This window comes from Streptomyces sp. NPDC002328, from assembly GCF_042890065.1.
GTDB lineage: Bacteria > Actinomycetota > Actinomycetes > Streptomycetales > Streptomycetaceae > Streptomyces.
Genome location: NZ_JBIARQ010000028.1, coordinates 37,818 through 53,375 on the forward strand (window position 1 = coordinate 37,818; position 15,558 = coordinate 53,375).

The following is a 15,558-nucleotide window of genomic DNA, read 5'->3' on the forward strand; positions in this document are numbered from 1 at the left end:
GCACGGCTGTGCCCTGTCCCGCCAAGGAAATCAGTGAGCTCGCTCGACGAACGACTGGGCGTATTACGCGGAACCGCTGCGCCCATCCCGCACAATGCACGTACCCTGGCGGCGCTGACCGCCAATCCGAGCTGCGAGCGCCGCTCGCTGCTGGATGCGGCCGGCATCGACAAAGACGGCCTCGCCGCCCATCTGGGCCTCCCGCGGCCGCTGAGAAAATCCCAGCTCGCTCTCGACTACGGCCTCGCCTTCGAACGCCAGGTCACCGCCCAAGGCGGAGCCCCGCTGGTGCCGCTGCTCCGCCAGGCCCTGGGCCTGAGCGTGCCGGAGGTGTCCTACGAGGACGTCAACAGCGTCGGCAGCGATGACGACAAGTCCCCTCTGCGGCTGCGCCGTGTCCACACCCGCTCGCGTATCCGCAGAGCAGCACACGGCAGGTCGGACCCCCGCACCCTGCTCGACCACCCCGTACTGCGTCTGACCGTCGCCGGACACCAGGCCTACCTCGAACCCGACGTCATCGCCTTCCAGCGCGAGGGCGTCTTCTATGTCGTAGAGATCAAATCCTTCCCCGTCATCCACGGACAGCCCGATCCCATCAAGGCCACCGCAGCGCTGACCCAGGCCGCCGCCTACGTCCTGGCCCTGCGGGAACTCCTCGCCGAGGACGGTCTCCCGCCAGAGCACGTCTCCGACACCGTGGTCCTGGTCAACCCGCGCAACTTCACCCGCCACCCCACCGCCACGCCCTTCAGCGCCCACAAGCAGATCAAGAACCTGAGCCGCCACCTCGGCAGACTGCGGCGCCTGCCCGAACTGCTGGACAAAGTTCCACCCGACACCACCTTCGACCTGGCGCCCGGCCCAGACCAGAAACCGACCCGGCCCCGCGGTGAACTCGTTGCCGCGCTCGCCACCGTGCGGCCCAACTACACCCCCGGCTGCCGCCACCACTGCGACCTGGCCTTTCACTGCCGTGCCGAGGCCCGCAACCAGGGCAAGCCCGCCGCTCTGGGCACTGCAGTACGCGAGGACCTCGCGGGAATCGACACCATCGCCACGGCCCTGGCCCTCGCCGACGGGCACCTGCACCCCTCACGGGGCCAGAAAGACCTCACCCAGGCCCTGCGCCAGGCACAGCGCATCCACACAGATCTCCAGACGGACAGCGCATGATCCGCCTCACCTCGCTCCTGCGCATGCGCGCCGCCTCCACCGGCAACGCCCAGCGCGCCAGCCAGCTGCGTCACCTCCACCTGAGCGACCAGCCGCTGATGCTGCTGGCGCTGAAACAGACCGGGCCCGCCGCACGACCGCTGGCCGTCATGCTGGGCACCGATCCCCGCCGCCCCCAACTCCTGGTCGCCCCGCCTTCGGGCAGCACCACTCCCATGCTCGCTTCTCTGGCAGACGCCGTCACCGCCTACATCGACGCCTGCCAGCGGCACAGCGAACACCTGCCCGCCACCTCCAGCAAGCCGGCCCGACGCCGCTACACCGACGCTCCCCAGATCCTCGTCCCCAACCCCCAGACCGTGCAGCACCTGAAAGACCTCGGAGACGACCTGAGGTTCCGCACCGCCGATGACCACCATCCCGGCTCCCGGGCCGTCCAGCGCCTGGGACACTGGCTCACCTATCTCACCGACCGCGCCGACCTGGTCGGCTCAGCCGCCCTCATCCCCATGACCAGCTTCCTTGGCATGCACTGGATCAGCGGCCAAAGCCCCCTCGAGGACAAGGACCTGGCCACCCTGCTGGCCTGGATCGACCCACCCCGCCACACCGCCTCCGGACGCGACGCCGCACTGGCAGCAGAAGACCCGGCCACCCACCGCCCGGCGGGACCAGCCACCGACGCCGCCTTCGACAACGACCACCTGGCGCCCCTGTTCGACGCCTACGCCCGCGCCCGGCGACAAGCCCTGGCCCAGGAGCAGACCCGCATCCTGCGAGAACTCGAGCGCCTGCTGGCCACCTGCCTGCAGCCCACCTGGGACCTCATGTGGCATGCCTACGCACTCCTACAGGCCCTCCCCGAAGCCGAGAGCACCGCACGCCGCTGGGACCACGAACGCACCGCCTTCACCGACGAATGCCTGCACCTGGCCCAGGACGGACGCCCCCGGCCGGCCCGCGACCAAGCCGTCGCCGCCGCCGTCCGCCTGGCCCACATGGAACTCGCAGCAGCCGCCTTCGCCGCCGAACGCACCGCCGACGACCCCTTCGCACGAGCCGAACTGCGCACCACCGGCGAAGCCTTCGGCGGCACCGTCACCGCGATCGACTCGAAGCACACCCTGCGCGGGCCCACCGGACGGCCACAATGGCGGCCGCGGTTCACCGTGTCCACCTCCGACCCGCTGCGCATGGAACCCGGCCAGCTCCTGGCCTGCCACGCCTACCGCAAGGCCGGCTACAAGATCTGCGAGATCACTCCCGCCGACGGCGACACTCTCGTCGAACTCGAGATCACCGCAGGCATGGGCCACGCCGACCGTCCCACCTACGACGTCCTGCCCGAAGCCGGGGCCTTCCTCGTGTTCACCATCGCACCGGATTCCTACCGGATGCCGGAATTTCCCTCACGAGAGAAGACCCCCTGGACCCATGGCGGGTCTCCTGCCGACCATCCGGACGACAGCGACGAGGATGCGGGCGAGGGTGAGGAAGAACAGTGACACCTTCCCACCAGCCCTCGCCGCAGCAGCGGATGGACACGGCCGCCCGCGCCATCCTGGACCAACTGCCCACACTCACCCACCGCGGAATCGTCGTGCACTCCCCGCCCGGCGCCGGCAAATCCACCCTGGTCGCCCGAGCCGCCGACGCCCTCGCCCAGTCCAACGCCCCCTGCCCCGTCATCGCCCAGACCAACACCCAGGTCGACCAACTCGTACGACGACTCGCCCGGCACCACCCGCATCTGCGCACCGCACGGCTCACCGCAACGGAACACTCAGTCCCCCACGACCTGCAGGCACATCCCGGCATCCGTATCGCCACCCGCATCGAAGCCCTCGAGAAGACGGCCGACGTCATCGTGGGAACCGCCATGAAATGGGCCACGGTCACCGACCGCCGATGGCCGTGGGCGATCATCGACGAGGCCTACCAGATGCGTTCCGACATGCTTTTGTGGACCGCCAGCCTCTTTGACCGGGCCCTCTTCGTCGGAGATCCCGGCCAACTCGACCCCTTCTCCACGGTCGAAACCGACCGCTTCCAAGGCCTGCCCCATGACCCCATGAACAGCGCGGTCGCCGTCCTGCTCGGCAACAACCCCGACCTGCCCGTCCACTTTCTGCCCGTGTCCTGGCGCCTGCCGCCCTCAGCCGTCCCCCTGATCAGCGACGCCTTCTACCCCTTCACGCCCTTCCACGCCGGAAGCCGTGAAGCCGACCGCACCCTCACGTTCTCCATCCGCGGCATGCGCACCCCTACCGACGAGGTCATCGAACACGCCGCCCGAACCGGATGGGCACTGTTCGAACTACCAGCCCGCATCACAGGCCAGCACGACATCGAAGCCTTCCAGGCCGTCCTCAGCATCGCCGAACGGCTGCTGGCCCGGCGCGCCACCACCACCTGCGAGGAAAACCCCGAAGGCCACGTCCTGCAGCCGGGGGACATCGCCATCGGCACCGCCCACCGCAGCCAGGCCCACCACATCCGCGCCCTCCTGGCCCGCCAGTACCCCCACCTCCACGGCGTCACCATCGACACCGCCAACCGACTCCAAGGCTGCGAATTCAGGCTCACCATCGTCCTGCACCCCCTCTCCGGCCGCGGCGACGCCTCCGCCTTCCACCTGGAAGCCGGCCGCCTGTGCGTACTCACCTCACGCCACCGCCACGCCTGCATCGTCGTGGCCCGCGCCGGCATCGCCGAACTCCTCGACGCTCACCCCTCCAACGACCCCGCACAACCCGGAGCCGCCTCCCAGGTCGCCGACGGCTGGGAGGCCAACCACACCGTCCTCGCCCACCTGACCCAGCACACCATCTCCGCCCAGGCACAGCCCCGTCACCGGCGCGGATGAGGAGGTCGCCGCACGCCTGCCACATGTAGGTGGGTTGATGGGAGCGTCGTCGCTGGGGTGCCCTCAGTCCTCGTCGTCGAGGGTGTCGTCGGCTGACTTGTGGTGGACGTTGACGCCAGCTCGGCAGCGCGCGGCGCCGATCGTGTCGTGCAGCCGGGCGAACAGGTCGGGCCGGATGAGTAGATCAGCTCCCGCGACCGCGGGCAGGAGTGGTTCGTAGTTTCCGTCGTGGACGAGGTGGCCGTGCCACTGGCGGCAAATCAGTGCCTCACCGGTGGCGTCGCTGAGGCTGAACCCGCAGATTCCCTCTGTGGGTTCAAGGCCGAGTGTGGCCACGACGCTGGCTGCGGGTGCGAGTACGTAGAGGGGCAGGCCGAGGCCGCTCAGGGTGCGAGGGCGAGGCGTATCGATCAGGCCAGAGGCTCCAGCGTCAGTGAGGGCCGTCAAGGCCTGGTCTGCGGCACTGATGTGCTCGGCTGCTGACTCGGTTGAAAGGCCGAGTCCCAGGCGCCGCCACGGGCTGGTCCACAGCTGCCAGGGGGCCTGGGAGGCGGGTAGTGTGCCGGGCGGCGGGTCGTCGTCGAGGGCCTCCAGGCCGACGGCGATCTGCAGTTGGCGGGCGGGCTGATCCGGGTATCGGCGTGCAGGAGTGCGCTGCCGCTCGAACAAGCCGATCTGCACCCAGCCCTCGTGCGGACCTCCATCCACGCGAGCAAAGGCCATGGCGTTTCCCGGCAGGGACCGCAGGCCCGCGACCGAAGCGAAGCCGGAAGGCGGCCAGGGCTTGTCCGCTTGATGGCTCTCACTGAACCACGGTGCTGGATCAAGCGACCACGCCAGGGCCTTGGGACGAGTCAGAGGGCGGGGAATGCGGGCGAGTTCGGCACGCAGAGCCGCGCGGGGGTCATCGCGCAGTCGCGCGGCCGCGCCGCGTTCGAAGTTCTGGGCATTGCCGAGATGTCCCACTTGGGCAAGCGCGGCACGCAGGCCGGCGGCAGCGCGTTGCAGGGCGTCTTCGGCGGCGGCCTGGTCGGCGAGATAGGCGTCGGGAAGCTGGCTGCGGCGTCCATTGGTCAGAAGGTCCAGCTGCCTGCTCATGAGCGTCTCGACGTCGGGAAGAGCATCGATCACGAGATCGATGACGGTCTCGCGGAGCCCGGCCGGACTGCCGGCGGCGTTTAGGCGGTCGCCCAGGTAGTGGTCGACGAGGTGGGTTGCGAACTCCCGAGGGTTGTTCATGCGCTGTCCTCGCTGGGGGAGAGGGCGGCGGCGATGGCGCGTGCGAGTGTCGGATGGGCTGCCGTTGCCGCGGGGGCGGGCGCCTGGTGGCCAGCGCGGGCCAGGATGGCGGACGCATCCGCACGGACGGACAGCACGTCACTGGCGCACAGCGTGACGAGCTGTGCGAGAAGGGCGGCATCCAGAGGCCCGTCGGGCAGGTGTCCTTGTAGGACGGTCAGGAGCCAGGTCAGGGGGCCGGCTCCGAGGTCGAAGGAGAGGACGCGCGCCAGGGCTGCCTGCGCCTGGCCGGAACGGCTGGCCAGCAGAACCGTCGCTGTGATCAGGGCGCGGCGCTTGTCGCCGCGTTCAGGCAGGGCAATCGTGGCCAACGCAAGTTCGCACAGTGCGGTGTCGATGTCGTGCTGGGTCGCCTGTTCCGGCACCGGGTGGTAGGCACCCTGACCGAGACGGGCACGGCCCGGCAGACGGTGGGCGATGACGCCATACGCCGCATCCCAGCAGGCGAAAGCGCTGACAGTCGGGGGTGAAGCGAGCGGGGGCTGAACAGCGAACGCCGAGACCAGGGCCAGGCTGACACCGATAGTGCGGCTGTAGGACGCCTCGGCGACGGCGTGGGCCACCTGGTCTGCGAGGTTGCGGGCTGCGGTGGCCGGGTCCGCGGAGTGCGCCTGCTGCCACAGATCCAGCCGGTCATTGCCGCCGAAGGAACGCCATCCGCCGCCGCCTCGCATCTTGGTGTAGGCGAGCATGCCCGCCGTGGCGGCGAGTGGGCCGTAGACACCAGGATCGCTGTCCTGGCGCAAGCGGAGACCCATGGCGAGGTCGGCCAGTAGCTCAAGGGGGTTGGAGGCGTTCATCTCGTCGGCGATCCGGTGCAGGAACTGGGCGGCTGCGTCTGCTCCCTGACCGTCGATGATCTCCAAGAGCCGCCACCCGACCGCATTGGCCAGCGCGTCCCTCGACCAGCGTGGGCCCGAGGGGGCATCGTATGCCTTGCTGCTGCGGTCACGGACCGCAGCAAGCGCGCCGGCAGCACCTTCTGGCAGCGTCGGACGCTGCTGGGCGTGCAGGTACGCGTCTGTGGTGGGGCGCTTCTCGGGGCCGAACCAGTCACGTGAGGTGTTGTTGGGCACGGGGCGGGGCGCCCAGGGCAAGCCGCCCTCACCGCCACAACTCTGTGCTGCTGTGCGCAGCGCAGAAGTGGGCTCGTCCCCGGCAGCCTGCGATGCGGCGATCAGTGTCTGGTCGTCGTAGGTGGAGGTGATCGCATTGGCCAGCACCGGCAGGAGACGCGATGCGCGGGCCGCGTCGTCGCCGGGCAGGTCAGCGAGCCTGGTGAGCAGAGCAACGTCCTGCTGGATGCTGCGGCCATCGGGTCCAGCGGCGATGCGGAGCGCGGCCAGGACGACGGGGTCGGCCGTGTCAGCCTGCGTGGCCAGCAGCTGCCGGTGGGCCGCGCCCACCCGGCCATCGGGCAGCCCGGGCTCAGCCAGCAGCACCTGGGCGCCCAGCTGCGCGGCACCCCGCGGATCCAGGCGCGCAAGGGAACGCCACCACTCCTGCGGCGTTCCCGCCGTGCCCCGCCCGTCGGTGCAGTCCGCGACGAGATAGACAAGAGGCTGCGTACGCGCCAGACGCACCTGCGCCTGGACGGGATCGGCCTGCAGGAGCTGAGGCAGCGGATCCAGCAGCTCCTCGATGGTGATGTCCTTGTGACCGCCATAGGCCCCCAAGTAGCGGGCGGCACGCTCCCAGCACCGCTGCGCCTCGTGCGGGTCGTCGCAGGCGAGACTTACGCGGGCCATCTCAAGCTCGAAGTCGGCGTCCTCCGCATACAGCGCACGGCGCTCGGCTTGCGCTCCGCGCAGCGTGCGCATGAGCTCGTGCACGACGTCGGCCCCTGCCTGGCCGACGCTCCCGACGAGCAGGGACACCAGCTCCGTAGTGATCAGCGGGCCGGTTCCGGCCATGCCCATGAGAGAGGTGGTGGTGCCCTCGCTGACGGCTTGCAGGAAGGCGATGCCCGCAGCGACATCATCGCCACGCAGCAGGGCGACGGCGTCGTGCAACACCTGCCGCACCTGCCGGTGGATGTCCGCAAGATCGCAAGCCCGGGGGCTGCCCGTGAACGCGTGTGCATGCTGGGCCAGTTGTTCGAGCGCCACACGCACGGTCGCGGACGCGGTTTCGGCTGTGAGGATGCCCGCCTCGACGTCGCGGTGCAGGCCGACGGTGGCCAGGGTGAAGCGCAGCCAGGCATGGTAGAAGCCATCGCCGTCCAGGAGGGGAAGCAGTCGGGCGGGCGCCTGCGGATCGGCGGCATGGGCCACGGCCAGCAGTGTCAGCCACCTGTTCACCGGGCCGGACAGGCCGCTGGCACGGTCGGTCAGTACATCCTGTGTTGCTTCCGCGAGAACCGCGGCGATGTCCCCGGAAAAGATCTCCTCGGCAAGGTCCGACACTGCCACGCCATGGCGGAGCAGGCGCCGCGGGTCGCACGGCCCGCTGGCCCAGGCCGCGGTGGCCAGCGCGCGGGCAGACGGCAGCGCGCCGCCCGCCGTGCCATGGGCGTCCGCAAGGTGCAGCAAAAGGGCCGCGCGCCGGTCGGGCTGCTCGATGAGCTCCGCGCTCTCGAGCAACGGGTCTGGACCCAGACAGTCCAACAGCACACCCAGCGCATCCTCAGGCGACGTCAGAGCCTCCTGGCCGAGGAACCGGGCCACCCGCTGCGCGAGCGTACGCGGGACCTGCCCGAGCTCGACATCGTCAGCAGCCCGGGCCGGCAACCGGATCCGTCCGCGCAACTCCGCCAGGAACACCGACTCATCGCTCTCGGAACCGTAGTGGACACGCTCATCCTTGCGTGCCTCGTCCCAGGCCGTCAGGTACGCCTCCCACGGGGCGGCATAGCCGGCCCGGTCGACCGCCGCACACAGTTGCAGGCCCCACCGCGCCGCCATCGTGGTCACACCCTCGTACATCAGGCTTGCCGCCACGCGGTCGGCTCCCACCAGCGCCACCAGCACATCCGCATACGGCACCAGGGAACCCGGCAGGCCTTCGTCCTCATACGTCGCCCGCGCCCGGCTCAGTTCGACGCAGCGCACCAGTGTGGGCCAGTCGTTGCGGACCGCCGCACGCCGCGCGGCAACGGTCAGAGTGTGGACGATGGCCTGAGGAGGCTGCAGCCCGGCAATCGCGCGGGAGAGGAAATCGGGTTCGATCAGCAGAGCGAGTTCGTCATCGTGCCCCAGAGCGGCCAGCAGTTCGGGCAGGTGCCGGAACGCGCGGGGATCGGTGAAGAAGCCCCGCTGGGACAACCAGTCGGCGGCCTGGGACCGGACCTGATCGACCCACCTGTCGTCGCCGTCGGCCCGGCGGATGAAGCGGCTGAAGCTCTCATGATGGATCTTCAGTCCGCCGATACCCGGCTGCTGCGCGACGATCGGTGCCACGCTGTTCAGCGCGGCACCGAGTTGCATTCCGGGCAGCGGGAAAATTTCCTCGAGCTCCGATGCACTCACAGCGAAGTCGCATACCGCGAGCATGCTGACAGCAGAACGCTGCCCGGGGGTCAGACCGGCCAGCAGATAGGCGTAGTAGTCGTCGAGGTCGTGCGCCGACGACGGCACCGTCCGCAACCTCTCCAGAGGATCGCCAGCACCATCCGGCGCCGGCGCCGCTCCCAGGCCCGGGGCAGGACCAACGGCCTGCCGGCACAAATACGTGGCGTACAGGGCGTTGCCTCGAGAGCGCTCCTCGATCAGTGCGACCGCGGCCTCCGCCCGCGCAGCGGGATCGAGCCCCTCACCGGCAGAGGAGGACTCCAGGGCCGTCAACACGCCCAGGCGGTCCGCCAGAGCATGCAGTTCGGCGCGGTTGAGCGGGGCAACGGTGAGACGGGAGGCACCGGCGTCGACGGCCTCGAGGTGAGGGCCGGGCTGGCTGGCCAGGACGAGCACGACACCGGGCGGCAGTTCCAGGGCGGAGAGGTCCGCGACCAGAGAGGCCGCCGGGTCCACCCGCGGACGAAAGGCGCTGCCGGTGGTGGATCCAAGAACCCGGCTGACATGGTCGATACCGTCCACGATCAGCGCGATCGGCCGGTCCGGTGCCAGGCCGCGCGCGGCAGTGACCGCGGCCGTGAGCGTCTCCGGCGTGGCCGCGTAGCGCGGCCTGACCTGCGCCAGCGCCTCCGGAACGGCCGTACCCAGCTGCTTCAGCAGGCTGCCGATCACGACCTCAGTCAGCACACGCTGCTGACGGTCGATGTCCGCAGCGCCGAGCCAGCAGTGATGCCTCACCGCCAGCCAGGATTCCCGCAGCGCATCCCCGAGCTGCTCGCACAACCACGACTTGCCGATGCCGGGAGCACCGGTGACCACCACGACACCCCCCTGCTGAGCAGCGTCCTTCACGGCCGCGACCACGCCCGTGAGCACCGTAGGACGTCTCACCTCGGTGGCCAGGTCCACGGGGTGCCCCTCACGGACCGCTCCGAAGTCGACTTCCAGACTCAGACGAGGAAGCAGGTCCTCGACCATCACGGTCCCCGCCCGGCTGCGCGCCGCTTTGGCCGCCTCGATCAGGGCCAGCGCCACCTCCTCGGGCGTGCGGTGCCGGTTCGGCGGCCGTCCGGCACCGAGTTCTTCGGTGATGCGGTGCAGCAAGGCCGCCTCGGCTGGCCCGGGCTCGCGAATGTTGAGCGAACACGCCGGAAGATCCGTGTCGACGACCAGGGATGCGCAAGCGCGGTTGAGCAGGTCATCACTGACCTGGGCGAGCATCTCCTTCCACGGAGCGTGTGCACGCAGCGCAGCGGCGTCGAAACGGAACCGTTTGCTGTTCAAGCCGTGCAGTGCAGGCCCGGGATCGGTGCTCGCGTGGACCGGGCGCAGCACCCGGGTCAGCTCGGGATCCTCCGGCTCCATGTCGCGCACCACGAGGCGATGCGAGGCACCCGGATCCGAGGTGAAGTCGTGGTCCATGGAGGAGAAGAGCAGATCCAGGCGTAGGCCTCGCTTGTCCTTCGTGAAACTCTCCAGCGACAACGCGCGGTCATGATCCGTGTGCTTGATCTGCAGCCGCTCGCGGCTGCCGGTGCCCCACTCGCACGTGATGTCATCAAATCGGTCCCCGGTGAACATCTTCGTGTCGACCAGCAGGGAATTCGCACGTCCCACCGCCAGGTCCACCAGTCGCAGCGCGGTGAGCAGGTCCTGGTAAGCGTAGCCAAGGTGTGTCGGGCGTAGCCCCATGCTCACCTCCAGCGTGCCCTGCTCACTTGGCACCCCTCCGTGGTGCGCTTCACGGTCACCCTAACCTCCCCGACGTACCGGGACGGAACGGAAACCCAAGGGGAGATCATGTGTGCAAGATCCAGCTGCTCCGGGAACACCTTGCAGGTTGGGCACCAGCAGCGGCTCTCGCACGCGAGATCGACGGCGACGGCGGCCGCACTCACCTGGTCGTCGACGGTTTCGCGTACCAGACAGGGGATGTCAGGCGTCGACGTTGATGCCGTAGTCGGTGGCCAGGCCCGCGAGGCCGGTGTTGTAGCCCTGCCCGACAGCGCGGGCCTTCCATCCGGTTGTGTGGCGGTAGAGCTCCACCGCGACGGTGACGGTCTCGCCTGATGAGAACGGCCCCGGAGCGAAAGCCAGTTGGGCGCTGGAAGACTGGGTGATGTCTGCGTGCCACTGGGTGTGCTGGTCGAAGACTGCGGCGGGCTGGGCCTCGATGTCGATGCTGACGATGACGGCGATGGAGGTGATGTCGTCGGGGATGAGGTTCAGATCGGCGGTGACGGTGTCTCCTCCGACGCTGACCCCGTCGTGACTGGGGTGGTTGTAGAAGACGAGGTCGTGGTCGTCGCGTACCTTGCCGTTGCGGGTGAGGAGTACAGCGGAGACATCGACGGGCGCGCCGGTGCAGGTGATGCGGACCGTCGTCGGTTCCGTGGCCACGGCCGTGTTAGCCCCCTTGGCCAGCAACTGCCCAGCAGCGTTTTCCCCGTTGCTGGCCGGGACGGCGGGGGAGGGGGGTGCGATCGGCGGCAGGCTGGTACCAGTAAGAGCCGCGATGACATGCTGGAGGATGGGCCAGCCTTCGGTTTCCTTGCCAGGCCACGGCCAGGTCAGCCGCTGGGCGCCGAACTCCTTGGCGGTCGGCGGCCGCCCGAGTGCTTCCTGTAGTTGGAGGTGGCGCAGGCTTTCGGTGGCCAGGCGGCTGAGCTGCCACTGCCGTTGGGTTTCTTCCGGGTTGTTCACCCAGGTGTCGTGGTCGACGGGCTTGCCGCCCAGGTCCTGGTACACCCGGCGGGCGAAGTCGTAGCCGTCCTCAGTCAGTAGGCGGGTAGGCCGCTCCTGTTGGGATGGCGTCGGCTCGCCGATGGCCGTGTACAGCGCCCCCAGGTCGCCGCCCGTCCAGTGGTTGGCTGCTGTGATCGCGAACCGGGCGAACTGGGGCAGCGTGGGGGGACGCCCCTTGGCGGCGACGAAGCGGTGATGCTGGTGGGCGACCTCCTCCAACTCGGAGCGCCAGCGGCCCTCCACGAAGGCACCGAGATACTGCTCGGCCCAGGCCCGCCGGTGTCGTGTGATGACGTCCCGTACCCGCTCGAAGCCGTCCCGACGGGCGCCGTGACTCATGCTGGAGGTGAACGTCATCTGCCCGTACGGGGTCTCGACCGTACTGTCCTCGCTGTCCGTGATCTCCTCCTCCGGCCCGAGGAGTTGTTCGGCGGCTTGCAGTTCGCGGAAGAAGGCGGTGTCGACCGGGCATCCGGCCGCGCGCAGGGCGGCCAGCGGCCTGCTGTAATAGCGGTCGACGCGGTCCAAGGTGGTGCGGGAGTAGGGGCCTTCGCACACGAACCAGGCGGTCAGGCCCACGCCGTGCCAGAACTCGGCCGCGGGACCGAGGGCTTCGGCCATGGTCTGGTGCGGGCGCGGGTTGCTGACGATGCTGCCGGGATACCGCGCAAGCGTCACCGTTTCCCACAGCCGCCCCACCCGTTCCAGGACATCGGCGGGCAGACGCTGCCGGTACAACTGAGGGGTGTACCCCTGCTCGGTCCGGTTCAGACTCATCAGATCCTGATCGACCAGCCCCCACAACGACGGCATTCCCCGTGACTGGCCGGCATGCGCCTGGTCGAAGTCCGCCCACCAGCCGCGCAGGGCCGCAGCCCGCTCCTCCACCGGAGACAGAGAACTGCCGCCGCCGAGGAAGGCCGCGAGCATCGCATGGACCTCGTCCTCCGCGATGCCCGCCTCGGCCGCCATGCCGGCCGTCTGCGTGGCCATGCCGACGTACAGACGTGGCTCGGGCAGAGCGGTGATGATCTCCTCATCCGGGTGCGGGGGAGCCTGAAGGTAATCCAGCACAGCCAGCCAGTCACCCCCGAAGTACGCGGAGACGACCGGCTGCAGCTCTTTGGTGAGCACCCGGCGCGCCAGGGCTGTTCCCGTCCTGGCCTTCTTGGCGAAACCAGCCATCAGCCCTTGCAACCGCTGGATCCGGTGACGTGCGGCAAGCTGCACGAGGTCGGCGGCGGCAAGGGTGTCCAGCAAACGAAGGCGGGCCTGCTGCTGTCCCGCACGGTCCAGCTGGTGCCAGCCGCCGCCGAAGCGGAAGGCTTCCAGCGCGCTCGCGTCGATGCCCAGCAGCCGGTAACGCTCCTCGATGAGTGTCCAGAACCGCTGCTGTTCTGTGCGAGGGAAGATCTCTCCTGCCGCCCGCAGCCGGATGGGCTGAAGCAGTGTCTCGAACAGCGGCACCAGCAGCGCCCACAGCAGCACCGTGTCCCAGTCCTCCACAGCGGTGAGGCGGGCGGTGTCATCGGCGGCCAGCGTCAGAGCGTGGCCAGGGCGTTCCCGCAGCAGATACGGCAGATTGACTGCCCCTGCCTTCACCGAGAGTTTCTGCGGCAGGTACCACGCGCCGAGCCGCTGCTGCTCCTGGACCCCGAAGGCGTTGGCGCAGAAGACTTCCTCTTCCCGGGTGAGGGCCGTCACCTTGGCGGTGTCCGGCGTGTGGCGTCCTCGGCCGGGGACGACGGTGGCCACCGGCCGTCCGGCGAGCCCTGTGGCCAGCAGTCTGGCCGCCAGGGCGTCGATGTCGGCGAACCGTTGCTGCTGCCCGGCCGCCCGCTCCAGGGCAAGCGCCTGCTCGGGACTGCATTCCACGGCCGGCTGCCACCAGCGTGTCGGGTCACTGGCCACCGGTCAGCCTCCGCATGTACTCGACGAACTGCTCAAACGGCACCGGCGCAGCGGTGTTCTGCGCATAGACGGCGTAGCGCTGGGCCATCAGCTGCATCTCCCGCTCCGTCCTTCGGGCCTCCACCCGGTCCAGCTCGTGCACCACGCGCTGCTCGACGCGTCCCCGCTCGTACAGCACGAACGCGTCCACCCCGCCCAGACCCCCACCGGCCCCCTCCGCGGCGCCGCCGGGGCCGGGGAGATCCCCTTCCATGGTGGTGGCGTCGATCAGCGGGACATCCAGGAGCACAGCGGGATCCATGTCGTTGTCCGCGCACATGGCCTCCAGATGCTCCTCCAGGCCGAGTTCGGCATGGCAGACCACGTCCAGGTACTGCTGGTCGGCAGCCACCGCGGTCTGGCGCAGGACGCGGACACCGCGGCCGACGAACTGATAGAACTCGCCGAAGCTGCCATAGGGGCGCAGCGGCACGACCACGGTGATGGGCGGGAAGTCGTAGCCCTGGCCGAGCATCCGCAACTGCACGATGCCCTGCAGATCCCCGGCGTCGGACTCGAAGCGCCGCCGGGTGGAGGCGATCGCGGAGGCGGGCATGCTGTGGTGCAGCGTGGCACTGGGAATCCCGTACTCCTCGGCGATCCGCGCGACCTGTTCAGCATGCGCCTGGCCCATCGCCGCGAACAGCACCCTCGGCTTGACGGGCGCCAGCAGCTTGGCCTGCGCATCCAGACACGCCCGCGTCACGGCCATCACCTGGCGGATCGGCGCCTCGGACTGTGCCGTGATGCGTGCCATCTTCCGCTCGTCGCCCAGCGTGGCCAGCAAAGCATCACGGCCCACGATCTGCTCGCGCCGCCCGTCCGGCCACACCGCCTCATACACCGTCGACGCTACCTCGGGAGCGAACCGGTGCACCCGCAGGTTCTTCGCCGACCCGTCCGCGACGGAGTCCACCAGCCGGTAGCGGTAGACGACATCGGCGTCGATCGGCTTGCCGTCCAAACGCTGGAAGCACGCCGACATCAGCAGGGTGCGCGCACCCTGGAAGTGGGCGAACAGCCGCTGGTAGGAGGCGCTGGCCGCGATGTGCGCCTCGTCGACGACGATGAAGTCGATGTCCTCCGCCTCCAGCTTGGCCAGCAGGTCCCCGTCACTGTCGCCCGCGCCCAGCGCATGGAAGTTGGTGACCAGGATGTCCGCGTCCAGAAGCCGCTCACGGCTGACCTGGCTGATCTGCCCGTCGTCCGCGTCCAGGACGAGCGTGGCCGGCGGACGGGCACCGGGCAGCAGCGGCCCGCCCGCCAGCCCATACAGGACGTTGCCCGGCATCCCCGGATCGAGGGCCTTGGCGAAGGTGCCGCGGATGACCGAGCCCGGGGTCACCACCAGCGCCCGCCGTCGGCTGAACGACAACGCGGCCGCCACCCCCAGGGCCGTCTTGCCCGACCCCACCGCCATCACCGCAGCCGCATGCCGGCCGCCGGAGGCGTAGTAGTTCGCCAACGCGGCCAATGCCTCGTCCTGGCACTCCCGCAACGGCGCCCGGTCCACCCTGGCCTGTACACCAGCGAAGTACGCCCCGCCTGAGGGCAGTTCGGCACCGCCAGGCGGATCGGCCGCCCGCATTGGATCGCCAGCCATGTCCGGGATCTCGATACGCGGCACGGTAGTCACCAGTGCCGCCAGGAGCGGATCCTGCCTCAGCATCGCCTGCAACTGGGCCACGCAGCGCGCCGTGTCCGTACGCACCGCGTCGTAGGAGAACCGCAGAACGGTCAGGCCGGCCGCGGCCAGATCGTTCTGTCGCAGCCGGTCGTAGGTGAACGCGGCCCGGTCACTGTGGAAGGCGAACCCGTCGAGCTCGACGGCCAACTGCAGCGTCTCACCCGCGATCAGGTAGTCCAGCCGGTAAGTGCGCTCGTTGACGGTGACCGGGTGCTGACTGTGCACCCGCGCAACGATCGACGCATCGACGGCCGGCGTGAGCACCCACCGCAAGAACGCCTCCTCCAAGTAGGAGGCAGCCGGGATCAGTCGCTTCAAACCCGCAC

7 protein-coding genes are annotated in these 15,558 nt (G+C 69.5%); 3 read left to right on the top strand and 4 right to left on the bottom strand.

Annotated elements, in window-relative coordinates; all coding sequences use genetic code 11:
* Positions 1 to 33: 33 nt before the first annotated feature.
* The 3 genes from ACFYX4_RS37935 to ACFYX4_RS37945 are packed head-to-tail and all read left to right on the top strand — an operon-like array spanning position 34 to position 4,042.
* The gene (locus ACFYX4_RS37935) at positions 34 to 1,176 is read left to right on the top strand and encodes a hypothetical protein (protein WP_389343943.1); all 1,143 of its coding nucleotides are present in this window, start codon (positions 34 to 36) and stop codon (positions 1,174 to 1,176) included.
* Entirely contained in the window at positions 1,173 to 2,681 is a 1,509-nt protein-coding gene (locus ACFYX4_RS37940) for a hypothetical protein (RefSeq protein ID WP_181801069.1), read from the top strand. The genes ACFYX4_RS37935 and ACFYX4_RS37940 overlap by 4 nt, the downstream gene beginning before the upstream one ends.
* On the top strand, positions 2,678 to 4,042 hold the full coding sequence (locus tag ACFYX4_RS37945) for an AAA domain-containing protein (RefSeq protein WP_389343948.1): 1,365 nt from the start codon (positions 2,678 to 2,680) through the stop codon (positions 4,040 to 4,042). The genes ACFYX4_RS37940 and ACFYX4_RS37945 overlap by 4 nt, the downstream gene beginning before the upstream one ends.
* 63 nt (positions 4,043 to 4,105) lie before the next feature.
* On the opposite strand, the gene ACFYX4_RS37950 is transcribed toward ACFYX4_RS37945, so the two are convergent.
* The 4 genes from ACFYX4_RS37950 to ACFYX4_RS37965 form a co-directional block, all read right to left on the bottom strand.
* Positions 4,106 to 5,281: a hypothetical protein gene (locus tag ACFYX4_RS37950; RefSeq protein ID WP_389343951.1), complete on the bottom strand. Its 1,176-nt coding sequence runs from the start codon at positions 5,279 to 5,281 to the stop codon at positions 4,106 to 4,108.
* Positions 5,278 to 10,575 carry an AAA family ATPase gene (locus ACFYX4_RS37955; RefSeq protein WP_181801066.1) on the bottom strand — a complete coding sequence of 1,766 codons (5,298 nt, stop codon included), beginning with the start codon at positions 10,573 to 10,575 and terminating at the stop codon, positions 5,278 to 5,280. The genes ACFYX4_RS37950 and ACFYX4_RS37955 overlap by 4 nt, the downstream gene beginning before the upstream one ends.
* Before the next feature lie 210 nt (positions 10,576 to 10,785).
* A complete protein-coding gene (locus tag ACFYX4_RS37960) occupies positions 10,786 to 13,299 on the bottom strand; it encodes a TerD family protein (protein ID WP_389343955.1) in 2,514 nt (837 codons plus the stop codon).
* 196 nt (positions 13,300 to 13,495) lie between these two features.
* A complete protein-coding gene (locus ACFYX4_RS37965) occupies positions 13,496 to 15,550 on the bottom strand; it encodes a DEAD/DEAH box helicase family protein (RefSeq protein ID WP_389343957.1) in 2,055 nt (684 codons plus the stop codon).
* Between the last annotated feature and the right edge of the window lie 8 nt (positions 15,551 to 15,558).